Source organism: Shewanella putrefaciens, assembly GCF_016406305.1.
Lineage (GTDB): Bacteria > Pseudomonadota > Gammaproteobacteria > Enterobacterales > Shewanellaceae > Shewanella > Shewanella putrefaciens_C.
The window spans coordinates 3171830-3197272 of record NZ_CP066369.1 but is presented as its reverse complement, the minus strand read 5'-3'; the positions used below and the strand labels follow the sequence as shown (position 1 = coordinate 3197272).

Genomic DNA, 25443 nt, shown 5'->3' with positions numbered 1-25443 from the left:
AAACAAAGGGTTAGCTAAGTGCTAACCCTTTTTTTCAGCCTTATTTATCGGTTTTAGCGAGGGCTCTGAGGGCGTTGAGTTGTTGTTGGGCAATCCCGAAAATACTCTCGGATGCATATTGCCCTTGGCTTTTAGCCTCTGTCTCAATCCGCGTATCAGCGGCCTTGCCAAGTAATAGCTCCATGGCTTGGGTGACATGGGTGATGGCCCAAATATGGAACTCTCCTTGTTCAACCGCTTCGACAATATCTTTACGTAACATAAGGTTGGCAACATTTGAGGCGGGGATGATCACGCCTTGGCTCGATGAGCGGCCCTTTATTTTACAGACGTCGAAAAAGCCCTCAATTTTCTCATTGACGCCGCCAATGGGCTGCGCCTCTCCGAACTGATTCATCGAGCCTGTGATCGCAATATCTTGCCTAATAGGTTGCTCGCTGATGGCTGAGATAATGGCGCAGCATTCGGCCATAGAGGCGCTGTCGCCATCAACTCCGCTATAGGATTGCTCGAAGGTGAGATAAGTGGTTAAGGGAATTTGTGCCGTTTTGCCTAAAACCGAAGCTAAATAAGCGGTTAAGATCAGCACTCCCTTAGAATGGATCCGCCCGCCCAGTTTGACTCTATGTTCAATATCTAGCACTTCCCCTTTACCCAAGGCGGTGGTCGCTGTGATGCGATTAGGCATACCAAATTGATGGTCAGAGGTTGAAATAACGGATAAGGCATTGATTTGGCCAACGACTTTATCATGGGTGTTGATCAAGGTCGTGCCGTTAATAAAGCTCTCCATTATGCTGTCGTGCAGGCGGGAGACCCTTTTTTCTTGATTGCGAAGCGCTTGCTCTACATGGGGCAGCAGAATGTGATCGCTGCCAGCGGACTTGGCGCAGTAGTTCGATTCGCGCAGTAAATTCGCAATATTAGCGGAGTGCAGTGAGAGTTTTTGCTGATCCTGCGCCTCGCGGGAACTGTATTCGATGATCCTCGCAATGGCGCTACGCTCGCAGTGCAGCATATTGTTGTCGTGCACTATGCTGGATATAAAACGCGCATAGTGGGCTTCAGAGGCATGGGTTCTGTCCATCACATCCTCAAAGTCGGCGGTGACACGGAACAGTTCACTAAAATCAGGATCATAATGCTGCAATAGTTGATAGGTTTCGTAATCGCCAAACAGGATGATTTTAACGTCTAAGGGGATGGGCTCTGGCGCGAGGGAAATCGTACCCGAGAGTGAGACCTCACGCTCGAGTGAGCTTAAATCTAATTTGCGGGAACGTAGGGCTCGTTTTAACCCATCCCAAACATAGGGGCGTTCAAGCACTTTCACCGCATCCATCAATAAGACGCCGCCATTCGCTTTATGTAGACTACCGGAGCGGATCAGCGAGAAGTCGGTGAACACTGTGCCCCTAAAGGTCGCGTTTTCCACATAACCGAACAGACTGTGGTAGCTCGGGCTTTCTTCAACGACGATGGGGAATTGTTGTGAGCCTTGGCAAACCAACACATTCACTTGGTAACGGCGGGGCATTTTCTTTTCGAGGGAGGCGTAGGCGAGGGCGAGTTGTTCTTCACTCTCCTCTAAAAAGATATCTAAATTGCTTAAAATATCCGCCTGCATACCATTTAAAAAGGCTCTCACTTCGGGCTGATGTTTGTATTTGTCCTTCAATGGCTTGAAAAAGTGGATAAGTACATCCTTAGCGACTTGCTCATCGTGCTCCTGCTGAGTGTCGCTAAACTCTTCTTCCCATTCGGTATTTTGGCGGATAATGCCACGCAGTTTGACTTCAAGTCCGTTGATATTGCTCTCAAATTGACTACGTTCGGCCTCACTCAGGGCATTGAAGGAGGCTTCATCGTGGGGCTCGTCTTCGCCCTTAAGTGCGATCATTTGATAATCGCCCTGCAGGGTTAAGCTAAGGCTGATCCCTTTTTGCTTGGCTTCCTCGCTTAATTCGGTCAGTGCGGTTTCTTGCTTTTGGGCAAGTTGGCTTTTAAGTTTTTCGGCTCGCGCATAATACATTTCATTATCAAAGGCTAAGGGGAGTGCTTTGACTAACTTGAGCATGAGCTTTTCGATGGCTTTTTTAAATTCGAGCCCAGTTCCCGCCGTCAGTTTAAGGACCTTAGGGCTGCGGGTATCGTCGAAGTTGACCACATAGCACCAATCATGCAGATTGTGCTCGCTCGGCTCGTGACGATTAAGATAGCGCAGCATCATAGTGCGTTTTCCTAATCCATTCTGGCCTATGGCGTAAATGTTATAACCTTTTTCTTTTATACCCATGGCAAATTCTACCGCCTGCTGGGCGCGTTCTTGGCCGACGATATCATCGAGTGGGGTCAGTTCGGCGGTCGATTGGCAGTGGGGATCTAATTCTTGTAGCTCACATTTGCGATACAGTTGCTGGCTGGTTAATTGAATGGCTTGATTCGGCTTAGTATGAGAAGAGTGGTCAGTGGGCATAAATATCCTTGAAATTTCAGCCTTAATATTTCCATTGTAGACAATAAGATAACATCGTTGTCAATTAAAAGTAGGTTATTTCCCCTAATCTTATGGTGGCGTATCGCTGTGTTTTTGTTTTATAAATTATTTATGTATTAGGAAATAACGATGGTTTGGCCTCTATACTGATAATTGCTGATATGATGCAGTGCCACGCTTGGTATTTTTAGCAAAGGGTGTGCACTGACAAGAACCTAAGATCTGGTGACTGGTATTCATTTTCTGTGTCTGTGTATAAGGGCGCTTTGAGAGTTCAGAGTAAGTCAACATTAAGCAGTAACAAGGCGTTGATTGGCAACTATATGATTGATGTGATTATTCCACAACCACAGCAAGACAGTTGGTTAGGTGACTTAAACTTAGTCGCAGAGATGTCTGCATGCCATGGGCTTATCTTCGCCCGTAATGACTCGGGTCAATTGAGCCTATTGTTACAATCGATAGCCGCCGCGGATGAGGATATTGCATCGATACTCGCTCAACTTAATGCCCACCATGGTTTTAAGCTCCAACAAACCGCCACCCCACATAGTAAAGCCACGGATATCTCCCACACTCAGCCTGTCGATCAACCGAGTGTTTTCCATAGTCATCAAGTTATGGTCTCCAATGCCAAAACCCAGCTCTCGCCGCAGTTAGTGGCTAGGCCCTTAGTGACAGACACTTCATTGGATCCGTTTTGGCAACCCTATTGCCGTTTAGGTAGCCTGATTTGCTTGCCGATCCTATGGCCATCGGGGGCCAGTTTTGGCGCCCTGTGTTTGTACCATAGTGCACCCCATCATTTAACGGATAAGTCACTGCAACTTGCCCAGCTTAACGTCAACAGTATTCAGCTCAGTTTAACGGAAATCCTACGTCAACATAGGGCCGATGAAGCATTGGCCCGCGGCGAGCAAAGCAAGTTACAAGTGCTCGATTTACAAACCTTTATCGATAGCTTTGAGGAGCATATTTGGGTCAAGAATATTGATGGGGTTTACACTATCTGTAATCTGAGTGTGGAAAAAGCCTGGGAAATGCCGCGCAGTGACATTGTGGGCAAAACAGATGTTGAATTATTCGGTAAAGATATTGCCGATATTTTCCTCGATGGTGACAGGCTGGCCATTGAAACTGGCACACCTATTATCGTTGCCGAATGTTTAGATGGTGGTGAGCAGGCAAAACACCTCTGGTTAGAAACCCTAAAAATGCCCGCCTTCACCGCAGAGGGTCAGTTAGCGGGCGTGATTGGCATGACGCGCAATATCTCTAAACATAAGGAAGTAGAAGAGCAACTTACACTCGCAACGAATGTGTTTAAAAACTCGGTAGAAGGTGTCGTTGTGACCGATAGACACGGCAATATCACCGATGTGAATGGTGCCTTTTACGAAATAACGGGTTACTCCCGTGAGGAATTGCTTGGGCAAAACCCACGGCTGTTCAATTCTGATCGCCATGATAAAGCGTTTTTCGATGCCATGTGGAATGCCCTGTTAGAGACTGGTAAGTGGAGCGGCGAGATCTGGAATCGCCGTAAGAATGGCACTATCTTCCCGCAAAATATCACTATCAGCACTATCTACGACGATGTGGGTGATATTCGTTATTTTGTGGCGGTGTTTTCAGATATTTCTGCACAAAAGCAGAGTGAAGCCCAGCTTGCCCATTTAGCCTATTTCGATCCCTTGACGCATTTGCCGAATCGAATGAAGTTAATGATGCAGTTAAAACAAGAGGTGAGGCACGCTAAGCGCCTGAATGCACAACTTGCGACTGTGATTATTGATGTCGACTTGTTTAAGCACATTAACGACAGTTTTGGCCATAGCATAGGTGACGAGATGCTGGTGGAGTTAGCGAAGCGACTGCGTAGCAAAGTGCGTGATCAGGATGTGCTATCGCGTATTGGCGGTGATGAGTTTGTCGCATTGATCTCTGGCATTCAAAATGATGAGGATGCCACCCATGCCATCAATCAATTGCGCCAGGTTTTTGAGCAACCTTTTGTGGTGAGCACAGGTGATCACTTAAGGTTGACCGCGAGTATGGGCGTTTCACTCTACCCGAATGATGGAACCGATGCGGACACTCTATTGCGCAATGCGGATGCGGCCATGTATCGGGCAAAGAATGAGGGTCGCAATGATTTTGCCTTCTACACTGAATCTTTGACTAAACAATCCCTCGAGCATTTAAAGCTACAGAACGCCCTCTATGGTGCCATTGCCCAGGACGCTTTGTATTTGATGTACCAGCCAAAACTGGATTTATCAACCCGTAAAACCGTGGGGTTTGAGGCGCTGCTGCGCTGGAATGATCCGCAATTAGGGCAAATATCACCGGCGGTGTTTATTCCCGTAGCCGAAAAGGTTGGCCTTATTCACGATATCGGCCTGTGGGTGCTCGAAACGGCCTGCCGCCAAGGTGTTACTTGGCTGGCCGAAGGCCGGCATTTTGGGCGCATCGCCGTGAACGTCGCGGGCCAGCAATTACAACGCAGCACTTTTGTTGAAGATGTAAAACGGGTATTAGAGAAAACAGGCTTGCCTGCTAAACACTTAGAATTAGAAGTCACTGAAAGCGTGATGATGCAAAATCCTGATCTGGCTATCCGAGATTTAAAACGGCTTGGGGAGCTGGGCATTGAATTGTCAGTGGATGATTTTGGTACAGGCTATTCATCACTGAATTATCTGAATAAGTTACCGATCCATAAGCTTAAAATCGATCAATCCTTTGTGCGTGATCTTCCCTTCGATACCAATAATACTGCCATTGCTAAGGCCGTGATTGCCCTTGGCCACGCCCTAAAATTAGAGATTATTGCCGAAGGGGTTGAAACCGAAGAGCAGGCGGATTTTCTAAGACAAAATCTGTGCGATCAAGCCCAGGGCTATCTCTTTAGTCGGCCCCAGTTACCGAGTGCACTAGAGGCATTTATCGCCAGTCCTGAGTGATTGCTATGCTATGCGGCTCGACCTTGCGGCTAGTCGCACCTTGGCCAGTCTGTTAACATTGGCCCATTATGATTTGTGGTGATTTCCAATGTCTTTCAGCTCCCTTTCTTTGCATTCCCAATTAGTGAACACCTTAGCCGAACTCGGCTATCAGCAACCGACACCTATCCAAGTTGAGGCTATTCCTGTGATTTTGGCAAAACAAGATCTGATGGCGGGTGCACAAACGGGGACGGGAAAGACGGCCGCTTTTGCCTTACCGATTTTGCATGGACTGATGGCGGCCCCTTTAGCGAAGGACGCTCCAAGGTATATACGTGCCTTAGTGTTGGTTCCTACGCGGGAGCTTGCGGTTCAAGTTCAGCAAAGCTTTGTTAAATATGCGAAAGGTACCGATATCCGTATTGGGATCGCCTATGGTGGCGTGAGTATTGATGCTCAGGTCGAGGTGTTTAAGGCGGGAATCGATGTGCTGATTGCGACTCCAGGGCGTTTGCTCGACCATCTACGTCAAGGCGCACTCAATCTTAACCAATTGAATGTGTTGGTGTTTGATGAAGCCGACCGCATGCTCGATATGGGCTTTATGGATGAAATTAAGGCGGTACTCAAACAAGTGCCAGCGGAGCGACAAACCCTATTATTTTCAGCCACCTTAGACGATGCCATTTTCTCTTTGAGTAAAAATTTGCTGCGTGAGCCTAAATGGATTGAAGTGGCGAAACGCAATACCACGGCCGCGCAGGTGGAACAGCGGGTTTATGCTATAGATAGCGACCGTAAAACTGAATTCGTAAGTCATTTAATTCGCAGTCAAAATTGGCATCAAGTGCTTATTTTTAGCCGCACTAAACAGGGTGTTGATAAACTCGCCTTGCAACTCAATAAACTTGATATTGCCACCCAAGCATTCCACGGCGATTTGTCTCAGGGGGCGCGGGAAAAAGTACTACAGGATTTTAAACAGGGCAAAATCCAAGTGCTAGTGGCGACCGACGTGGCGGCAAGGGGGCTGGATATTGTTGAATTACAATATGTCATCAACTTTGAACTGCCTTTTATTGCCGAAGATTATATTCATCGTATCGGTCGCACAGGTCGAGCGGGTAATGCAGGTCTGGCCATTACCCTATTTAGTCAAGAAGATGCCTTGTTGCTTGAAGAAGTCGAGGCGGTGCTTGATAAGCGCCTGCCCCAGCAATGGTATCCAGGCTTTGAGCCCGATTTTAATAAAATGGCCCCCGAGCCGAGACGCAACAGTAAAGCCGCCCAAAAACAGCGCGCCAAAAAACGCGCCCTCGGCGGTAAAAAGCGTTAAGCATAGGTCAATTAAAGGAAAGAGTGCAGGTCCTTAAGTTGGCGTGCTTTGGGCGGAAGTGTATTAAAAAATCTATAATAAACGGGCAGTATAGATTGCTTAAGTTAATGTATTTATAGGAAATATAATTATAAGTCCATTGGGGTTAGTATTCATGGCTTTTTATAGCTCGAGATATAAACGATAGCCAACTCCAGGTTCAGTCCGCACATATTGGGGCTCGCTGGGGGAGTCACCTAGTTTTTGTCTTAAGTGACTGACGACAATTCTCAGATAATGTGTGTCTTCTGTATGAGCCGGGCCCCAAATTTCCTTCAGTAACTGAGTCTGAGTGACAACACAGTTAGGTGACGACGCTAATTTAGACAATACCGCGTATTCCTTGGGGGTAAGTTCGACAACTTGGTTGTCAACTTTTACCAGCCTGCGACTTAAATCAATCTGCAGCTTACCGTCATCCAAAATGGGTAATTTTTCAGATTTGATATGATCCCTTAAAATCGCCCGCACCCTTGCCAGTAACTCTTCCACGCTAAAGGGCTTTGTCACATAATCCTGCGCACCTGCATCCAGCGCTGCGACTTTTTCCTTATCTTGATTGCGAACCGACAACACAATCACTGCAACATCGGACCATCCCCGTAACTCCTGTAGCACTTGATGGCCTTCCATATCTGGCAAGCCTAAATCCAAAATCACTAATTCAGGTTGCTGGCGTGCGACAGCCGCGAGTCCTTGCTGACCATTTTCTGCTTCGGTAACGTCATAACCTTCACTGGTGAGGGCTATTCGCAGCATACGGCGTATTTGGTTCTCATCATCGATAACCACTATTTTTATTGCCACGTATCTAATCCATTGTGTGGTTTATTAAGGATATTTTGACTAAAAATGATTAGCCAGGAACCGGGTAGTCTAACGGTAATTCAACTTCAAAACGAGTCCCTTGCCCGTGCAAACAATCTGTGACCCGTACACTGCCCCCGTGTGCAGCTATCATGCCTTTACAAATAGCCAGCCCCATACCCGTGTTCTGCTTTTTCTGATCGCCATCGGCAACCACGTAAAACATATCGAAAATTTGATCCCTATGACTTTCGGGTATCCCCGGCCCTTTATCTTCAATGGCAATACAGCAGCGATGATTTGAAACCGTTAATTCAATGCTAATCGATTCTTCTGGCGGTGAAAAACGAACGGCATTTTCGAGGATGTTAAATAAGCCCTGTTCAATCAGCGCCGCATGTACAAATAGGAGTGGGGGCTCTTTTTCCCTGTGGTATTCAAATATGGCGTGAGGAAAATAGCGTTTGAGTCGACTGAGTACGCTGCCAATAATGTCATCTGCCGAAACCCAATCACGCTCTATGCTCAAAGTGCCATGGCCCAGGCGAGTCATATCGAGTAGATTTTGGATATAGCTGTCCAAGCGGCGGCTTTCCTGCAAGATAGTGTCGAGCAGCTCGTTGCGATCAGCCTCTAATAGTTGTTTATTCAATAACTTTAAGCTCTCCGCCGCCCCCATCATAGCCGAGAGTGGTGATTTTAGATCGTGGGACACTGACGATAATAATGCAGAGCGTAATTGCTCTATCTCTGTTTTCACCCGTGCCGATTCCAGATCTGATACTAACTGAATACGCCGCCAGGTATTAGCGCCTTGCTGTAACATGGCCAGAATAAGTTCTCTATCAAAGGGGCTCAGTTCATTGACTGTGGGTTGCCAATCTAAAATTGCCGCACCAATCGTCGTACCTTCTAGTTCAATGGGGAATACACTCACACCCGATGCACTTAAGGTGTCACTCAAACGGCCAGCCGTTTGCCCATGGCGCAGGGTCCAATCAATAGCGGCTAAGTCGAGATCATTGAATGGCGTATTAAGCGCGGGTAAATAGGTGCGTTGGCCATCTTTATGTTGCAGGACAATATAACAATCTGCATTCACTGAACTGGCAATTTTATGCCCAATTGTCTGCCAAAGGGCTTTTTCATCATCGGCGACTGAAAGCTCTTGGGCCACATCCTTTAAGGTCTCCGAATAACGGTTTGATTCACGTAGTAAAATAAACTGATTTCTGATCCGAGATGCGGCCGGACCACTGATGAGTCCAATACAAACCAAAAAAATTAAGGTAGCAATATCATCTTTACTGTTCACATTTAACGTAAATATAGGGGCGGTGAGAAAGAAATTAAAACTAAAAAAAGACCATACCGCAGTTGCCATGGCAGGCCGAGCGCCATAGGTTAAGCCAATACCGACAATCAAGAAAACATACAAGAGCACGAGATTGCCATTGCTGAGCCAAGTACTTAACAGTGCAACGACAGGAAAAATAGCAACCACGCCAATCAGCCCGAAAAGATGACCACGAAGATCCCCAAAACTGGCCTTAGGCTTGATGGGATCTCGTACTTGGACTTGGCTGTCGGGAGCATGATATACACTGACTTCAACGGGTAAACCAGATTCAACCAAACGTTGGTAGAGCCGTTTACGCCACCAAGGAAAGGTGCGTCTGACGCCTGCGCCCACCAATATAGTGTTAATTCGGTGTAGCGCTATGTAGGGTAAAACCGCCTGATAGCTGCTGGTGCCGCGTAATACCTCGGTCTGCGCACCCAGTTCTTTGGCTAAGGCAAAGGCTTCATTTAGCCTTTTCCGTTGGTAAAGACCTAGGGCTTTTCCTGTATCGACCCAGAGTACTAACCAAGGAATTTGCCGTCGCTCGGCGATCTGTCGCCCGATGCGGATCAAATATTGATGATCACTGTTATTACTGACTAGGACTAACAATCTATCTTTGAGCACAAACTCCGTCCCCTGAGCCTTGGCATCGAGCTCACAGAGTAGTTTTGCATCGACTCGCTCTATGACTTTTTTCATTGCCAATTCGCGCAGCGCTGTTAAATTCGATACCGAAAAAAAGGCATCTAAAGCTGAGCGAGCATACTCGGGTAGGTAGACTTTGCCTTGTTGTAAGCGTTCTATGAGTGTTGAAGGCGGTAAATCGACAAATATAATTTCATGGGCTTCATCGAGAAAATGGTCGGGGACGGTTTCTCTGACTCGCACTTGAGTGATTTGTAACACTAGGTCATTCAAACTGACCAAATGTTGAATATTGACTGTGGTATAGACATCGATACCCGCAGACAGTAATTCAGCGATATCTTGATAGCGCCGTTTATGGCGGCTACCGGGGACATTCGTGTGGGCCAACTCATCGACTAAGATAAGCTTAGGTTTACGAAGCAGCGCCGCATCCAAATCGAATTCCATTAACTGATTATGATGATAGTCAATGGATTTACGCGCCAATACCTCGAAACCCGCTAACATGGCTTCGGTATCGGCACGCCCATGGGTTTCAACCAGTCCAACCAGCAAATCTACGCCTTGCTGGGCTATTTCCCTTGCCGCACTGAGCATGGCATAGGTTTTGCCCACGCCTGGTGCCGCCCCAAGAAAAACCGTCAGTTTACCTTTATCATTTTGCTGTATCTGACTTAAGAGCGCATTGGCTTGCTGTGTTTGACTGATTGGTACCACGATTAGAAACTCCTTGAAAGACTGACTATCCAGCGCGCATCACACAGGGATTGACACTGACTCTGCGATAAATCCGTATCGACATAACCGACACTCAACACGTCCTGCTCAGTCATATTGAGGTTCAGCCCCACTCGCCAATCTAAATAGTGGCTATTGCTTGCGGCCATAGAACCTAAAAACAGTGCCATATCTTGCTCGGAAGCAAAAAAATTGCTCCCAAGATGCAGCGCTAGGCTTAGATTCGAGAACAGTTGCGGCCCATAACTGGCGTAAACATACTGAAAATCGTCTACATTTTCGCCAAAATAATCAGGAGAATAAACCAGCCCTAACTTAGCATCGGCGTAGCTTACCACAGCATAAATTTCGTTATAACTCAGGTCGGTATCGTCCTGCGAGTATTGGTAACGTATCACGCCTAGGTCCGTTGTTAAGCCATTATCCCAATCCTTGGCCCAGCCAGCGGACAAGTCGAGTTCTAAACTTCCATCCCCAAATTCGATGTTACTGCCCCAAAGTGAGCCATACCAGCCAGAATCATGGTTTAAGGTATATCCAGCTTGAACTGCAGGTCCTTCATCGGTTTGAGAAATACCGCGAAACGCATAATCACTGATGAGCATCACACTCCCTTGACTCTGCCAAGAGGCATTGCCCCCATGAGTCTCAGTGTTGGCAAGCGCGCCCATAGAGAGTGAAGATAATGCCATCATCACACTCGCGCAGAGGCGCGAACAACGTGAACAAAGAGCCGACTTAATATGTAACATAAAAATTTATCCTTAAATTCAGTAGAATATTGTTTTATTGAGCGTGTTTAGCAATCTGGTCGAGAGCGAGGTTGAGCTTGAGCACATTGACGCGCGCTTGCCCAAAAATGCCCCACTGCGGTGGTTCGATAAATTGCGCCACTAAGGTCAACACTTGTGGTTCGGCTAACTGTCGAGCCTGAGCCACGCGCGCGACTTGCAGTTTGGCTGCAGCGGGTGAAATATGAGGATCCAGTCCCGCCCCCGATGTGGCGAGTAAATCGACTGGGATATCAGCGGCCTGAACGGATTCCCTAGCTTGGATTTCTTGGCTCGTTGCCATCACACGTTCACGTAACGCCGGGTTACTCGGTGCAAGGTTACTACCGCCTGTCGCCATAGGATCGTAACCGACAGCGCTCGGCCGACTATAAAAATAGGCTGGATTAACAAAGGGCTGAGCGATGAACTCAGAACCCATAGCGACATTATCCCTGTGGATCACACTGCCCTTAGCTTGTACGGGAAATAAAGCGCCACCGAGCTGAGTCACAGTGCCGGTATAGACAACGCCGCACACAAATAACAGGGCGAAACTGGCTCTCAATCCCATAACGGCATGCTGGGTTTTAGTGGTATATACGATTGAATTCATTACTGTCTCCTAGAGCATAAGTGCAATGATTGAGTCGAGCGCTTTAATGCCGACAAAGGGTAAAATCACCCCGCCTAAGCCATAAATCAGCATGTTATTTCGCAGTAATTTTTCTGCACTTATGGGTTTGAGTTTGATGCCTTTTAAAGCCAATGGAATTAAGGCGGGAATGATAAGAGCGTTAAATACGAGCGCTGCGAGTACGGCTGAGGTTGGGCTGTGAAGCTGCATCAGATCCAGTGCACCAATCGCAGGCAAAGCCCCCGCAAATACCGCTGGAATAATGGCAAAATACTTAGCCACATCATTGGAGAGGGAGAATGTAGTCAAGGCGCCGCGGGTGATCAGCAATTGTTTTCCGACTTCAACGATAGCCAGTAATTTAGTGGGATCAGAATCCAAATCCACCATATTGCCCGCTTCTTTAGCGGCTTGGGTACCCGAGTTCATCGCAAGACCTACATCGGCCTGCGCTAATGCTGGCGCATCGTTAGTGCCATCCCCCACCATAGCCACTAATCGACCTTTGGCCTGCTCTGCACGAATAAGGGCAAGTTTATCCTCAGGTTTAGCTTCAGCGACAAAATCATCGACCCCAGCCTCGGCGGCAATCACGCCAGCCGTTAGCGGATTATCCCCTGTCACCATGATGGTCCGTACACCGAGCGCCCTTAAACGAGCAAACCGCTCCGCAACGCCCGGCTTAATCACGTCACTTAAAGCTATAACCCCTAAAATGTGTGTGCCACTGGCGACGACTAAGGGAGTGCCCCCCTGCAACGCCACTTTGCGGATAAGCGCGTTAACAGATTCAGGCCAGTGAATTTGATGCTGCTGCGCCCAAAACTGCATCGCATCGCCAGCGCCTTTAATGCCTTGAATACCATCGGTTAAAATCACCCCAGAAACCCGAGTCTCTGGCGTAAATGGGATAAAAGTCGCATCCGTAGGTTTGACGGGCAATACCGCGCCCAAATCTATGGCCAATTTGAGTACAGATTTCCCTTCAGGGGTGGGGTCATCGAGGGAAGAAAGCACCGCCGCATCACGCAACATCTCAGCTGCAATGCCTTTCACGGGTAAAAATGCGGTCGCTTGACGATCACCGAAAGTGATAGTGCCCGTTTTATCCAGCAGTAACGTATCGATATCCCCCGCAACTTCCACGGCTTTACCCGATTTAGCGACCACATTGGCGGCTAAGGCGCGGTTCATGCCTGCAATCCCAATAGCGGGTAACAAGCCACCAATCGTCGTTGGGATCAAACACACTAACAGCGCAATTAACATAGTGTAATCAAGGCTTGCACCGACGAAACCCGCCATGGGTGGCAAAGTCACCACCACGATCAGGAAAACCGCAGTCAATGATGCAAGTAGCACAGTCAACGCCGTTTCGTTCGGTGTTTTCTGACGCTTCGCCCCTTCGACCAGCCCTATCATGCGATCTAAAAAGCTATTCCCAGGATCGTTGGCAACCAGCACGGTAATTTCACCCGTAAGTACCTTAGTGCCGCCAATCACACCTGAATGATCTGTGCCTGCTTCACGCAGCACAGCCGCAGATTCACCGGTAATCGCCGATTCATTGATAGTGGCTATCCCTTCGATGATTTCACCATCGGCAGGAATATAATCACCCTGCAAAACCTTCACCTTATCGCCTTTGACAAGCAAAGTTGCGGATACGGATTCCAACTCACCGTGGCGTATGCGCCTCGCCTGCAAGGCCTCTTTCGCCGACTTTAAGCTAGCCGCTTGTCCGCGACCCCTTGCCTCTGCCACCGATTCAGCAAAGTTAGAAAACCACACGGTAAGCAAAAGAATAAGGGTCGTGGTTAACTCAAAAGCAACCGTCTCGCCATTGAAGAACTTTTGTCCAGTGATCAAAGCGGCGAGTAAAGCGCCCACCATCACCACGAACATCACAGGGTTGCCAGCCATACTCACTAAGGACATTTTCTTTACAGCACCAAAGGCAGCTTGCTTCACGCCGGCGCTATCTAATATTTGAGCAGGTTTATGCATGACTATTTCTCCAGACTCATAGTGGCAAGTTCTAAAGCTTCGCCAATAGGCCCTAATACCGCCGCAGGTAAGAAAGACAGGAAGTTAATGATTAAAATCACGGCAATAAGGGTGAAACAAAAGGTGGGACTCTCGAGCTTCAAGCTCGCGTTACTGTCGGGGCTCACTCTTTTACTCGACATCATCCCCGCAATCGCCAGCGGTAAAAACAGCGGCAGGTATCGACCGAGTAGTAAGGCGATAACGCAACTGATATTCCACCAAGGCGTGTTATCACCTAAGCCTTCAAAACCCGAACCGTTATTAGCAAAAGCGGAGGTATATTCGTAAAAGACTTGCGAAATCCCATGAAAGCCGGGGTTACTGTTGCCCGTAATACTCGGGATAGCCACAGTGATCGCCGTCAAACCTAAGACGCATAAGGTAGGTAAAACTAATAGACTTCCCAAAAGGGTGATTTCACGGGTTTCGAGCTTACGACCAAATATCTCTGGCGTACGGCCAATCATCAATCCCGATAAGAAAACAGCAATCCACACATAAACGATAAAGTTAACAAAACCGCAGCCAATACCGCCCCATATCGCATTGAGTAACATGCCTGATCGCGTCATCAATCCCCCGATTGGATTGAAGGAATCGTGCATGGCATTGACCGAACCGTTAGAGGTTTGTGTGGTAAAAGAAGCCCAGAGCGCCGATAGCTCAGGTCCAAAGCGAACTTCTTTACCCTCCATATTCGGCCCTTGGGCGCTTAATCCCGTAAAGGCGGCGTTGGGTTGCAACTCGCTGTACACAGTCGCCCCCAGAAAACTGACGCTCAATAGACCCATAGCAACTAAAGCCATTAGGGTAAATTTTTTGCGTCTTAGCATTCCGCCAGCCATAAAGACGACGGCCATAGGGATCAGCACTAAGGCAATGGTCTCGATTGCATTACTGACTGGCGTTGGGTTTTCTAGCGGGTTACTACTGTTGGGGCCATACCAGCCCCCGCCATTAGTACCTAACTGCTTAATGGCCACCATAGATGCAACGGGGCCAATCGGAACGACCTGCTCAGTGATAGGTGATGCAGAATCTAAGGTGTTCACTTTTTGCGCACTGTCAAAACTACTCGGTACGCCTTGCCAAGTCAGTAACAGCGCCACAATAGCCGCTAATGGCAGCATAAGTCTGAGTACACCGCGCACTAGGTCAACATAATAGTTACCCAGATTTCGAGCCTCGTCCTCTTTGGCGCTGTCATTATTAAGTCCGCCTAACATTCCCCGCAAAATCGCTACACAAACCGCCAGCGCCATGGCTGGAGTGACAAATTGCAACGTGACAATGACAAATCCTTGGGATAGATAACTGAGCTGAGCCTGCCCGGAATAGTGCTGTTGATTGGTATTGGTGAGGAATGACACCGCAGTGTGCAAAGCCAGATCCCAAGATAATGGTCCTATGCCATCGGGGTTAAGCGGTAACACATGTTGGAATTTAAGGATAAGAAACGCCAAAATGCCAAGTACCAAGTTGCTGATAAGAAACGCCGCACCATAGGATTTCCATGTCATCCCCGAATGGGCATTTACGCCTATAGCCCGATAAATCCACTTTTCAATGGGATTAAATAAACGATCTGAAAAATGGGACTGACCAGAGAAAATCCCTGTCATATAGGATCCCAACAGCCATGCGAGCCCAAGCGCAGTAATGAAAATAAGGGTGATTTCAAACATAACGACTCCTAAAACTTATTAGGGGCAAACATTGCCACTGCTAAGTAGATGAAAAGTGCTATGGAGAGTATTAGAAATATCCAGTCCATATAATTTGTCCTTAAGAAATTGAGTGACAGGACAAATATATGAATTAACCGCGTAAAGTCTCTAGAATGGCAAAGACGAATCCCGTAAAGAATACGTAAAAATAACAATATTTAGCAAAAGTAGGTGAGGATAAATATGCAACGTTGGTGTGTTTAGCAAGTGGCAAAGAAAGGCTGGATTTTATCAATATTTTAACAATTATTTGCCGTTATGGGTGATGTCATAGTCTTCAGAATTAGAAGGTAATCCACATCAACTACTGAGTAAATTATTAATAATAAATAGAAATATCAGCTATGGATACTAGCTGATATTGGGGGTTACTCTGCTAAAATAATCCTAGCACTTGATTTAATGAGGGGTAATATATAATGGATAACTCAATTATTCGTTGTTAAATTAAGCTCTATATTTTTTATTTTATTATAGCTATCTGTCTTAATCTCTTTAAGCACACCTTTATTATCATCAATAAATAATGCTTTTATATCATTCTGATTAGCGACGGCTAACCCTTGTTGACTTCCTAAACATAATAGCGCTGTAGACCAAGCATCTGCTCGAGCCGGATCCGTTGCCAACACAGTGACAGATACTGTGTTATGGATTACGGGTTTACCGGTTCGCGCATCAATAATATGTGAATAGCGCTGCCCTAAATGATCGAAATAGTGACGGTATGTGCCAGATGTCATAATGGCTTGAGGGAAATTGATCTGGAGCACTTTTTGCATAGTACGCTGTTCTGGCAGCGGTTTTTCAATCGCGATTTTCCAAGCAGAACCGTCGAGCTTACTGCCGTGTACGACCATTTCGCCGCCAATCTCTACCAAATAGTTATCGATATTGTATCGCTTTAGCACATCTGCAACTTTGCCTACACTATATCCCTGTCCAATCGAAGATAAATCAAGATGTACCTCTGGCAAATCTTTAGTTAATATTTGATTATTAATACTTAAATGATGTAAGCCAACATAGGTTAATGTCTGTTGAAGTGCACTTTCTGTAGGAATAGTTAATTGGTTATGGGTAAATCCCCACAAATCGAATAATGGTTTAATGGTCAAATCATAACATCCCTCCGTTTTTGACGTGACCTCCTTGGCTATTTCTATTAGTCCTAAAATATCATCCCCGACCGCCATAGCGGAATGCATATTGTTAAAACGAGAAATTACAGAATCTGAACGATAAGTAGACATATGAAGATCTATTTCTGCCAATTGCCGCTCAATATCGCGATTTATCTCTGTACTATTTATATTGTCTTTACTCCAAAATGTCACATGCCAACTCGTCCCCTGCGCAAGGCCTTCTAACTTGGTATAAACTGGCGATTTCTGACACCCTACTAACATAATGAGTAATATACATGCTAATAACCACTTCATATAATGATCCTTTCAATCAATACGGGTGATTGACTGCAAACTAAATTTATATTTAAAATCGCCAAAATGCTCGTGAGAAAATAATTAATACAGGAAATATTTCTAGTCGGCCAAAAAGCATAGCCACACACATCAGCCATTTCCCCGCATCTTTTAAAGTGCCAAATCCAGATGCTGTATCACCATAACCAATCCCCATATTATTAATGCAAGCGGCTACGGTTCCAAAGGAAGTGGCAAAATCATGTCCAATGGCAACCAATCCCCATACAAAAACGCAAGTAAAAAATATATACAGAAAAAATAATCCCCACACTGAACGAATGACCCTGTCTGAAACGACTTGACCACTAATCTTTGTGGTTAAAATGGCATTTGGATGAACCAATTGGTGAATTTCTCGGATCCCTTGACGATACAAGAGTAAAAATCTGACAGCTTTAATACCGCCACAAGTAGAACCAAAGCATCCGCCAAAAAAGCTTGCTCCTAATAACAAAAGCACTATATGACTAGGCCAATTAGGATAACCCGCAGAGCCTAATCCATTGTCAGTCATGACTGAAACCGTTTGAAAGAAGCCATGGACTAAAGCGTCTTGGGTAGCGAAAGTTTGAGTACGAACAAGCTCTATACAAGCAATTCCAACAACGATAGATAATATAAGAATAAAAAATCTAACCTCCGCATTATCCAAAATGGGTTTCATGCTTCTGCGAACTATCATTACATAATATAAGGCGAAGTTTATTGCTGCCAGTATTGAAAAAACACCACCAACAAGTTCAATTGCTGCACTGTTATAATATCCTAAGCTGTCACTATGGGTAGAAAAACCACCTAATGAAACGGTAGATAGGCTATGACATATCGCATTAAACCAATTCATTCCTGCAAGTTTATAGGCAACCGCGCAGCCTAAGGCGAGCACACTATAGAGACCCCATAGATTTCTTGCTGTATCCGCGAGGCGAGGCGTCATCTTTTCCTCTTTCATGGGGCCTGGCATCTCAGACTGATACAATTTTGCGCCACCAATACCGAGAAATGGCATAATAGCAACGGCCAAAACAATGATCCCTAAACCGCCGAGAAAATTAAGCTGTGCTCGATAAAATAAAATCGATTTTGGTAGATCATTAATATTTGAAAAAATTGATGCTCCAGTGGTTGTAATTCCAGATACGCCTTCAAACATGGCATCGGTTAAACTCAACTCTAAGCGTCTATCAAGAAGGAATGGTAATGCGCTCATTAATGAAAATATAAGCCAGAATAAGCATGCAACCATGAATCCATCACGTTTTTGTAGGTTTTTATTTTCCTGAATAGTCGTTTTCCAACCAATAAAACCAATAATAATAGAAAGTATAAATGTGCTTAAAAATGGTGTGATGTAGCCGTCATTATAAAACAAGGCAACAGCAATCGGGGCCAACATAGTGAAGCTATATATTATTATTAAAAAGCTACATAGATGAATAATTGTATGAAAACGAGAGCTAGTTTGATGCTTTCGACTTGTATCAATCATTCTAAAGTCCTTCTCTCTATCAATGATTTGTCTATATTCTGATAAAGGTTTTTATTTTTGGTTGTAGTTTTGTCAGCTGATAGGGTTGTTAGGTTTTTAGCGTGATTATTCTTGTTTTCTTTTCGTGGTTTTTTGTGGTTTTCAGTGAAATTAATGATAGTTTTTATAACGGCAATAAAAATGATTAAACAGATGCTGTCTGTATGATTTATTAAACTGAGATGGTGGCTAAGGTGAAAAAATAAAAAAGTAATAAATTCTAGAAATGAAAGTATGTGCACATAGTGAGTGCCATATTGAAAGGGAATCATGATGGTAGCAATTTGAATTGTAAGGGAAATTGCTATATATGATTGCAACAAATAGTTCAAGGATAAATAGATAGCAAGTGAGTTCCAAAAACTTGTTGATAAGTTCATAACAGGCTTAAACTTTTTTGCTCCGCTCATTAAAATACGTCTTTATGTAGTACAGGGTTTGACTCTAACAGTTGAATAGATTTTTGACGCGTAAAAAAAGCGTAAAATTTTACACTTTAAAAATAAATTATAGGTTAATCAATTGCTTGAGCATTGTTTCGATAAGCGCTAAGTGCAATGCTATAAATCCGTAACTGCAGATTTATTGGGCATGAAAACATGTAACTCATTTACTGCAACCAAGCAGTAAAACCCCATAAGGATATGATGAGTAATGATTCAAACTTTAGGGTTTGCCACTTTAAAGTGAGCTACTTCATATCACCTTAGTTCACAGTATTCTATTATTTTACAAATGATTAGCTTTAATGCACTTAGGCCTGGTTAGTGTTAACCGGACTTTTAAAAAATATTTATACAAAAACTTGATCCTTGTACAACTCTGGTTCGTAATTAGAGGCATAGTGATACAAGGAGTCGACTTATGTACAAGTTTAACCCACAGCGAATTCAGATTGGGATCAGTGCTTGCTTATTGGGAGAGAAAGTTCGCTTTGATGGTGGCCATAAAAACTCTTCCTATTGCAATCAAGAGATTGCGTCATTTTTCGATTATGTGCCCATCTGTCCTGAAATGGCGATTGGCTTAGGTGCGCCCCGTAAAAGTATCCGACTAGTCCGTGATGGTGAAACCATCTTGGTACAGAGTGGTGACGGTAGCTTAGATGTGACCTACAGGCTCAATGAATACAGTGAAAACAAGGTTCAGGAACTCGACTTCCTTGGCGGATACTTGCTCTGCGCTAAGTCGCCAACCTGCGGTATGGAGCGGGTAACTGAGTACAAAATTGGCACCAACAATGGCTCTAAGTCTGGGATTGGTGTGTTTGCCCGTAAGTTGATGGAACGTTACCCACTATTGCCCGTGGAAGAAGAAGGGCGCTTGCATGATATGGTGCTGCGGGAGAACTTTTTTACCCGCGTTTATGCCTATCACGATTGGCACTTGATGAAGCACGAGGGGCTGACTAAGAATAAGTTAGTGAAGTTTCATTCCCGCTATAAATATCTGCTAATGGCACACAGCCCAAAGTGGTATCGCGAGCTTGGGCCGATAGTGGCCAATATTGAGGATCTTGAGCAAAGCGCGACGCGCTACTTTGAAGGCTTTATGACGGCGCTAAAAATCAATGCGACCCGTAAAAACCATACCAGCACGTTGCAGCATATTCAGGGTTACTTTAAAAAGCATTTGAGCAAAGAGCAAAAGACAGAACTGTCTGAAGCTATTATGAAATATCGCCAAGGGCTATTGCCCCTGTTAGTCCCCATCACGCTGATTAACCATTATCTGCGGGAATTCCCGACGCCTTACATTGAAGATCAAGTGTACTTAAACCCCCATCCTGAGGAGTTAAAGCTGCGCTATGCCTATTAGTCGTTGTTTTCTACGCCACAAAAATAGTAAGTGATTAATATGAAAAAAGATTCACCCTCAATCAGGGATGACCAAACCTTACTGCCTATAGGTGAAGTGTCGGCCTTAACAGGTGTAAATGCTGTGACCTTAAGGGCATGGCAGCGTCGTTTTGGTTTAGTGATCCCTGCGCGCACGCCCAAGGGGCACAGGCTATATACGAGCGAAAATATTCAAGAAATCCATGAGATTAATGCATGGTTAGCCAAAGGTGTTGCGATCAGCAAGGTTAAACCTTTGCTGACGAGTGCTGCCAAGTCATCAAATGCAATGGCCGACCCCCAAACTGTCGAACCGTGGGGCGAGCAAATCACGGCACTGAATACGGCATTATTTGATTTCAATCAGCACAAATTACAGCAGATATTAGACGAGGCATTGGGCTTATATCCATTTCAATTAGTGAAAGAAAAGCTGCTGCAACCTTGGTTTAATCAACTCGAGGACTTAGTGAATGAGCGGCTCGATGCCGAACTCATTATGGCTTGGTTAAAGAGTGAATTACTGAGCCGAGTGGGTGGGCGTTATGCCTTTACCGGGCAGCCAGCTGCGGCGCGCATTGTTGTGGTGAGTTTATCCCGTGGAGTACATTCCTCGCTTAATTCCACCCGCACTAACATTTTGTTTTCTCTACTTCTATCGCTCGAGTTAGCGTCGCTGCGGGTATCGGTTATTGATCTTGGCGAGCAAGCCATAGGCAGTTTACCTTTGCTGCGAGGCAGGCTTAACGTCGATGCACTTTTGCTTATTCCCGACTCAAATCATTCGGGTTCTGAACAGACTGAAATGCTGACTGTATTGGAACAAATGACTTTCCCATGCTGGTTTATGGGCCCTTTTGCGCCAACGTTAAGCCTTTTATCTGCTTTTTTGGCGCCTTCGACGACAGACTTGATTGGGAAAATACCATCTCGTTTAGCGGGAAAGGTGAATAGAAGTCGTAAGCACAGTGGAAAGACGAATACCGTGAATCAAAGCGAGCAGATAAATAGCGAGAAAAACAATGACATTAGCTAATGATTCAATGCCAATAGATTCAATTCCAATAAAAGTGCAGAGCAATAACGCACTGATGTGGTTTCGGCAAGATTTACGCCTTGCCGATAATCAGGCGTTAACCGCCGCCTGCGATTGGGCGCGGGAGAATGGCGCGGCACTTAAGGCGATTTACATCGCTACGCCAACCCAGTGGCAGCGCCATGATGTGGCGCCCATTCAGTTGGATTTTATCGAACGTCATATCAATCTACTTGCCCAAGGACTGGCGAGTCTTGGTATTGAATTTGAGTTAATTCAGTTAGATACCTTTGCTGATGAGCCTGCGTTTCTCAGTCACTATTGCCAGCAACGGGGGATTGGCCGCGTGTTTGCTGGTCGCGAGCCTGAGATTAACGAGCAACTGCGCGACCAAGCCTGTATTCAATCGGGTATCCCTCTAGTGTTAACCGAAGAACACTGTTTGCTTAAGCCGGGCACTGTGCTGAATTTATCCGGCGATATGTACAAGGTGTTTACCCCTTTTAGCCGTAAGTGGCGGGAAATTGCCGCCCGTCATGCCATAGTACCGCTGCCTGTTCCTATGCCGCTTGGGCCTGTGCTGGCCGAGCCAAAGCCGCTTTTGTTTAACAATGTCACTAAAGTGTCGAGTGAACTTTGGGCGGCGGGAGAAGGGCAGGCAAAGCGTTTACTCACCACATTTATTCAGCAAAAAGTGCAGGATTATAAGCAAGATAGGGATTTCCCCGCCATTGATGGTACTAGCTCAATTTCACCCTATCTGGCTATTGGTGTCGTAAGTCCAAGACAATGCGTTGCCGCGCTGTTACATCACTTCCCTGAGGTGATTGTCGACGATACTAGCCCAGCTCGTACTTGGTTAAATGAGCTTATCTGGCGTGAGTTTTACCGTCATTTGCTGGTGGCATTTCCCGATTTATCTAAGGATCACAATTTCAATCGTCAAGCCGACCATGTGCAGTGGCGCAATAACCCGCAGGAGTTTGCCGCTTGGTGCGAAGGTCGTACTGGCTATCCGATTGTCGATGCCGCAATGCGTCAACTCAATCAAACGGGTTGGATGCACAATCGGCTACGTATGGTGGTGGCAAGTTTCCTGACTAAACATCTACTGATTGACTGGCGTTGGGGGGAGCGCTATTTCCGTCAAAAACTCATCGATGGTGACTTGGCCGCAAATAATGGCGGCTGGCAGTGGTCCGCAGGATGTGGCTGCGATGCCCAGCCCTATTTTCGCATCTTTAATCCTATGAGTCAGAGTGAAAAGTTTGATCCAGATGGCAGCTTCATCCGTAAGTACTTACCAGAGCTCGCATCTTGGGGAATTAAGCAATTACATCAACCCAGTGCAGCTAAGACACCGTCCTTGTTTGAACAGCCGTTATTTAACACTAAAACGGCTTATCCAAGTGCGATTGTCGAGCACAGTGCCGCAAGAGCAAGGGCATTAACCGTATTAGGCGTGTTGAAAAAGGCCTCGGCCTGATAAATAGGATCAGGAGCAATAACCAGATGACAAACCATGAGACGACTCTGCCTAATACGCTTGTTGATGATTTTATTCAGCTTTATCAAGCTTTGAATAAAGATAATTTGCACCTGTTGGGCCAAGTTTACGACGACAGTATTCGCTTTACCGATCCTATGCATCAAATTTTAGGGCTAGAGGCATTAACTCAGTATTTTGCGAAGTTATACAAGAATGTTCAGCATATTCAGTTTGAGATCAAAGAAGTACAGCAGGATGCGAATCAAGCCGCACTGTTTTGGCAGATGCAATATTGCCACCCTAAGTTAAATAAAGGCGGGCTTATCCGTGTTGATGGCATGAGCCAGCTGAAATTTAACGACAAGATTTATTTCCATAGGGATTACTTCGACTTAGGGCAAATGTTGTATGAGCATTTGCCTTGCATGGGTGGGCTTATTCGCTTGCTTAAAGACAGGGCGGCAAAGTAATGGACGCCGTTAAGCCGATGAAAATGAATACAGTGCTGATCACAGGCGCAAGCTCAGGTATTGGGTTGCAACTGGCTAAGGACTATTTAGCTTTAGGTTGGCATGTGATCGCCTGTGGCCGATCGCAGCAAAGGTTAGAGGCGTTAGCCTTGAATGAACTCCCTGGTGCCACGCTGTTAATTTTCGATATATCCCAGCGCGACCAAGTTCAACAAGCTGGCCAAGATTTAGCCGAGTTATTGGCGCAGACCGATAGTCAGCTCGATTTGGTGATTTTAAACGCGGGCAGTTGTGAATATATAGACGATGCTAAGGCTTTCGATGATCTATTGTTCGAGCGCATAGTCCATACCAATTTGATCGCGATGGGATACTGCCTTGGGGCATTTTTACCTTTAATGCCAAGGGGGTCGCGCATTGGCTTAATGAGTTCTAGCGCCATTTACTTGCCTTTCCCACGCGCCGAAGCCTACGGCGCCTCCAAAGCTGGCGTGCAGTATTTAGCCTCGAGTCTCGCCCTCGATCTTGCCAAGAATGACATAGGCGTGAGCTTGATTTGCCCAGGTTTTGTGGCAACGCCACTGACGGCCAAAAATGATTTTTCTATGCCAATGCAAGTGAGTGTGCAAACCGCTTCTAAGGCGATACGCGAGGGCCTTAATGCTGGCAGGCGCGAGATCCATTTCCCGCGACGTTTTACTTATCTATTGAAATTGATGTCGTTTTTACCTGCCTTTGTGTGGCAAAAAATGATTGCAAACGATACTCAAGCCAAGCCGTTTAAGGACCCAAGTTTATGAAAAATATCGCTATCGTCGGCACTGGCATTTCAGGCTTAACCTGCGGCCATCTATTAAGTGAATCGCACAAGGTCACAGTGTTTGAGGGCAATGACTATATCGGCGGCCACACAGCAACGGTCGATGTGGAACATCAAGGGCAAACCTACGCTATAGACACAGGTTTTATTGTGTTTAATGACAGAACCTATCCACGATTTGAACGTTTATTAGCTCGCCTTAACGTCACTATATTACCGACTGAGATGAGTTTTAGCGTGCATAACGCCCTGACTGGGCTTGAATACAATGGCCACAATTTAGGTAGTTTGTTTGCCCAAAAGCGTAACCTCCTGAATCCACGCTTTTGGGCCTTTTTAAAAGAAATTTTACGCTTCAATAAAGGCTGTAAGGCACTCTATCAACAGGATATTTATCCCGAAGGTAACTTAGGTGATTATTTAGACAATGAAAACTTTTCACCATTTTTCGCCGAACATTATATTTTGCCTATGGGCGCGGCGATTTGGTCTTCGAGCATAGAAGATATGCGTGCGTTTTCGTTGAAGTTTTTTATTCGTTTCTTCCAGCACCATGGATTATTAAATGTCAGTGATAGACCCCAGTGGTATGTGCTAAAGGGGGGCTCGCGTAGCTATATTCCTGATCTTATAGCGCCCTTTAAAAACAATATTCGCCTTAACTCCCCCGTGACAGGTATTGAACGCTATGGCAATGGGGTGAAGTTACAAGTCCACGGTGAATGGTTGGAATTCGATGAGGTGATTTTAGCCTGCCATAGCGACCAAGCACTGCGGATGTTAAAGGATCCTACGCCCAAAGAGAGCGCCATCTTAGGCGATCTCAACTACCAGAATAACGATGTGGTGTTGCACACAGATACAAGTATCTTGCCTAAGCGAAAAGCCGCCTGGGCGAGTTGGAACTATCGATTAGATGGCAATCTAAAACGCCCTGCATCAGTGACTTACAACATGAACATACTGCAACAGTTGCCAGCCAATGCACCGACCTTTTGTGTCACTTTAAATCAGTCAGAGTTGATTGATGAGGCAAAAGTCATACGCCGCTTCAATTATGCCCACCCAGTGTTTAACGAAGCTAGCCTTAGGGCGCAGGGTCGCCGTGAGGAAATCTCCGGTCAAAATCATACCCATTTTGCTGGCGCCTATTGGCACAATGGGTTCCATGAAGATGGGGTCCGCAGTGCACTGGATGTGTGCGCCCATTTTGGTATCAGTCTATGACCGATCT

19 protein-coding genes are annotated in these 25443 nt (G+C 45.8%); 8 read left to right on the top strand and 11 right to left on the bottom strand.

Annotation, left to right across the window (positions count from 1 at the left end; genetic code table 11):
* Positions 1-40: 40 nt before the first annotated feature.
* A complete protein-coding gene (locus tag JFT56_RS13935) occupies positions 41-2476 on the bottom strand; it encodes a Lon protease family protein (RefSeq protein WP_198780656.1) in 2436 nt (811 codons plus the stop codon).
* A gap of 344 nt (positions 2477-2820) precedes the next feature.
* Here JFT56_RS13935 and JFT56_RS13930 point away from each other — a divergent pair, with 344 nt between their 5' ends.
* Together JFT56_RS13930 and JFT56_RS13925 are read left to right on the top strand one after the other, a co-directional pair.
* Positions 2821-5463: a bifunctional diguanylate cyclase/phosphodiesterase gene (locus JFT56_RS13930; protein WP_198780655.1), complete on the top strand. Its 2643-nt coding sequence runs from the start codon at positions 2821-2823 to the stop codon at positions 5461-5463.
* A gap of 88 nt (positions 5464-5551) precedes the next feature.
* A complete protein-coding gene (locus JFT56_RS13925; RefSeq protein ID WP_198780654.1) occupies positions 5552-6781 on the top strand; it encodes a DEAD/DEAH box helicase in 1230 nt (409 codons plus the stop codon).
* Between the two features lie 162 nt (positions 6782-6943).
* Here JFT56_RS13925 and JFT56_RS13920 read toward each other — a convergent pair whose 3' ends face one another.
* The 10 genes from JFT56_RS13920 to JFT56_RS13875 form a co-directional block, all read right to left on the bottom strand.
* The gene (locus JFT56_RS13920; RefSeq protein WP_198780653.1) at positions 6944-7627 is read right to left on the bottom strand and encodes a response regulator; all 684 of its coding nucleotides are present in this window, start codon (positions 7625-7627) and stop codon (positions 6944-6946) included.
* 49 nt (positions 7628-7676) lie between these two features.
* Complete coding sequence (locus JFT56_RS13915) at positions 7677-10337, bottom strand: sensor histidine kinase (protein WP_198780652.1); 2661 nt, start codon at positions 10335-10337, stop codon at positions 7677-7679.
* A gap of 2 nt (positions 10338-10339) precedes the next feature.
* The gene (locus tag JFT56_RS13910) at positions 10340-11110 is read right to left on the bottom strand and encodes a TorF family putative porin (RefSeq protein ID WP_198780651.1); all 771 of its coding nucleotides are present in this window, start codon (positions 11108-11110) and stop codon (positions 10340-10342) included.
* Between the two features lie 34 nt (positions 11111-11144).
* Positions 11145-11744 carry a potassium-transporting ATPase subunit KdpC gene (gene kdpC, locus JFT56_RS13905; RefSeq protein ID WP_198780650.1) on the bottom strand — a complete coding sequence of 200 codons (600 nt, stop codon included), beginning with the start codon at positions 11742-11744 and terminating at the stop codon, positions 11145-11147.
* Positions 11745-11753: 9 nt separating this feature from the next.
* Complete coding sequence (gene kdpB / locus JFT56_RS13900) at positions 11754-13772, bottom strand: potassium-transporting ATPase subunit KdpB (protein WP_198780649.1); 2019 nt, start codon at positions 13770-13772, stop codon at positions 11754-11756.
* Between the two features lie 2 nt (positions 13773-13774).
* On the bottom strand, positions 13775-15499 hold the full coding sequence (gene kdpA / locus JFT56_RS13895) for a potassium-transporting ATPase subunit KdpA (protein WP_198780648.1): 1725 nt from the start codon (positions 15497-15499) through the stop codon (positions 13775-13777).
* A gap of 8 nt (positions 15500-15507) precedes the next feature.
* Complete coding sequence (locus tag JFT56_RS20115) at positions 15508-15588, bottom strand: potassium-transporting ATPase subunit F (RefSeq protein WP_105252297.1); 81 nt, start codon at positions 15586-15588, stop codon at positions 15508-15510.
* Positions 15589-15969: 381 nt separating this feature from the next.
* Entirely contained in the window at positions 15970-16983 is a 1014-nt protein-coding gene (locus JFT56_RS13885; RefSeq protein WP_198780646.1) for an FAD:protein FMN transferase, read from the bottom strand.
* A 52-nt stretch (positions 16984-17035) separates the two neighbouring features.
* A complete protein-coding gene (locus tag JFT56_RS13880; RefSeq protein WP_198780645.1) occupies positions 17036-18517 on the bottom strand; it encodes a TrkH family potassium uptake protein in 1482 nt (493 codons plus the stop codon).
* A complete protein-coding gene (locus JFT56_RS13875; protein ID WP_198780644.1) occupies positions 18514-18966 on the bottom strand; it encodes a hypothetical protein in 453 nt (150 codons plus the stop codon). The genes JFT56_RS13880 and JFT56_RS13875 overlap by 4 nt, the downstream gene beginning before the upstream one ends.
* Before the next feature lie 454 nt (positions 18967-19420).
* Here JFT56_RS13875 and JFT56_RS13870 point away from each other — a divergent pair, with 454 nt between their 5' ends.
* Genes JFT56_RS13870 through JFT56_RS13845 form a run of 6 tightly spaced genes read left to right on the top strand, consistent with a single transcriptional unit; the run spans position 19421 to position 25436 of the window.
* Positions 19421-20374: a YbgA family protein gene (locus JFT56_RS13870; protein WP_198780643.1), complete on the top strand. Its 954-nt coding sequence runs from the start codon at positions 19421-19423 to the stop codon at positions 20372-20374.
* Between the two features lie 39 nt (positions 20375-20413).
* Positions 20414-21430: a MerR family transcriptional regulator gene (locus JFT56_RS13865; protein ID WP_198780642.1), complete on the top strand. Its 1017-nt coding sequence runs from the start codon at positions 20414-20416 to the stop codon at positions 21428-21430.
* Complete coding sequence (phrB, locus tag JFT56_RS13860) at positions 21417-22916, top strand: deoxyribodipyrimidine photo-lyase (RefSeq protein ID WP_198780641.1); 1500 nt, start codon at positions 21417-21419, stop codon at positions 22914-22916. Before JFT56_RS13865 ends, phrB begins: the two co-directional genes overlap by 14 nt.
* A 26-nt stretch (positions 22917-22942) precedes the next feature.
* Positions 22943-23389, top strand: coding sequence for a nuclear transport factor 2 family protein (locus JFT56_RS13855; RefSeq protein WP_198780640.1), 447 nt, complete (start codon positions 22943-22945; stop codon positions 23387-23389).
* On the top strand, positions 23389-24189 hold the full coding sequence (locus tag JFT56_RS13850; protein WP_198780639.1) for an SDR family NAD(P)-dependent oxidoreductase: 801 nt from the start codon (positions 23389-23391) through the stop codon (positions 24187-24189). Before JFT56_RS13855 ends, JFT56_RS13850 begins: the two co-directional genes overlap by 1 nt.
* Positions 24186-25436 carry an NAD(P)/FAD-dependent oxidoreductase gene (locus JFT56_RS13845; RefSeq protein WP_198780638.1) on the top strand — a complete coding sequence of 417 codons (1251 nt, stop codon included), beginning with the start codon at positions 24186-24188 and terminating at the stop codon, positions 25434-25436. Before JFT56_RS13850 ends, JFT56_RS13845 begins: the two co-directional genes overlap by 4 nt.
* Positions 25437-25443: the final 7 nt, after the last annotated feature.

Coding starts and splice junctions, on each gene's coding strand:
- JFT56_RS13930 (WP_198780655.1), top strand. CDS start 2,821: ATGATTGATGTGATTATTCCACAACCACAGCAAGACAGTTGGTTAGGT.
- phrB (WP_198780641.1), top strand. CDS start 21,417: ATGACATTAGCTAATGATTCAATGCCAATAGATTCAATTCCAATAAAA.
- JFT56_RS13870 (WP_198780643.1), top strand. CDS start 19,421: ATGTACAAGTTTAACCCACAGCGAATTCAGATTGGGATCAGTGCTTGC.
- JFT56_RS13925 (WP_198780654.1), top strand. CDS start 5,552: ATGTCTTTCAGCTCCCTTTCTTTGCATTCCCAATTAGTGAACACCTTA.
- kdpB (WP_198780649.1), bottom strand. CDS start 13,772: ATGCATAAACCTGCTCAAATATTAGATAGCGCCGGCGTGAAGCAAGCT.
- JFT56_RS13875 (WP_198780644.1), bottom strand. CDS start 18,966: ATGAGCGGAGCAAAAAAGTTTAAGCCTGTTATGAACTTATCAACAAGT.
- JFT56_RS13865 (WP_198780642.1), top strand. CDS start 20,414: ATGAAAAAAGATTCACCCTCAATCAGGGATGACCAAACCTTACTGCCT.
- JFT56_RS13935 (WP_198780656.1), bottom strand. CDS start 2,476: ATGCCCACTGACCACTCTTCTCATACTAAGCCGAATCAAGCCATTCAA.
- JFT56_RS13880 (WP_198780645.1), bottom strand. CDS start 18,517: ATGATTGATACAAGTCGAAAGCATCAAACTAGCTCTCGTTTTCATACA.
- JFT56_RS13855 (WP_198780640.1), top strand. CDS start 22,943: ATGACAAACCATGAGACGACTCTGCCTAATACGCTTGTTGATGATTTT.
- JFT56_RS13910 (WP_198780651.1), bottom strand. CDS start 11,110: ATGTTACATATTAAGTCGGCTCTTTGTTCACGTTGTTCGCGCCTCTGC.
- JFT56_RS20115 (WP_105252297.1), bottom strand. CDS start 15,588: ATGGACTGGATATTTCTAATACTCTCCATAGCACTTTTCATCTACTTA.
- JFT56_RS13885 (WP_198780646.1), bottom strand. CDS start 16,983: ATGAAGTGGTTATTAGCATGTATATTACTCATTATGTTAGTAGGGTGT.
- kdpA (WP_198780648.1), bottom strand. CDS start 15,499: ATGTTTGAAATCACCCTTATTTTCATTACTGCGCTTGGGCTCGCATGG.
- JFT56_RS13845 (WP_198780638.1), top strand. CDS start 24,186: ATGAAAAATATCGCTATCGTCGGCACTGGCATTTCAGGCTTAACCTGC.
- kdpC (WP_198780650.1), bottom strand. CDS start 11,744: ATGAATTCAATCGTATATACCACTAAAACCCAGCATGCCGTTATGGGA.
- JFT56_RS13850 (WP_198780639.1), top strand. CDS start 23,389: ATGGACGCCGTTAAGCCGATGAAAATGAATACAGTGCTGATCACAGGC.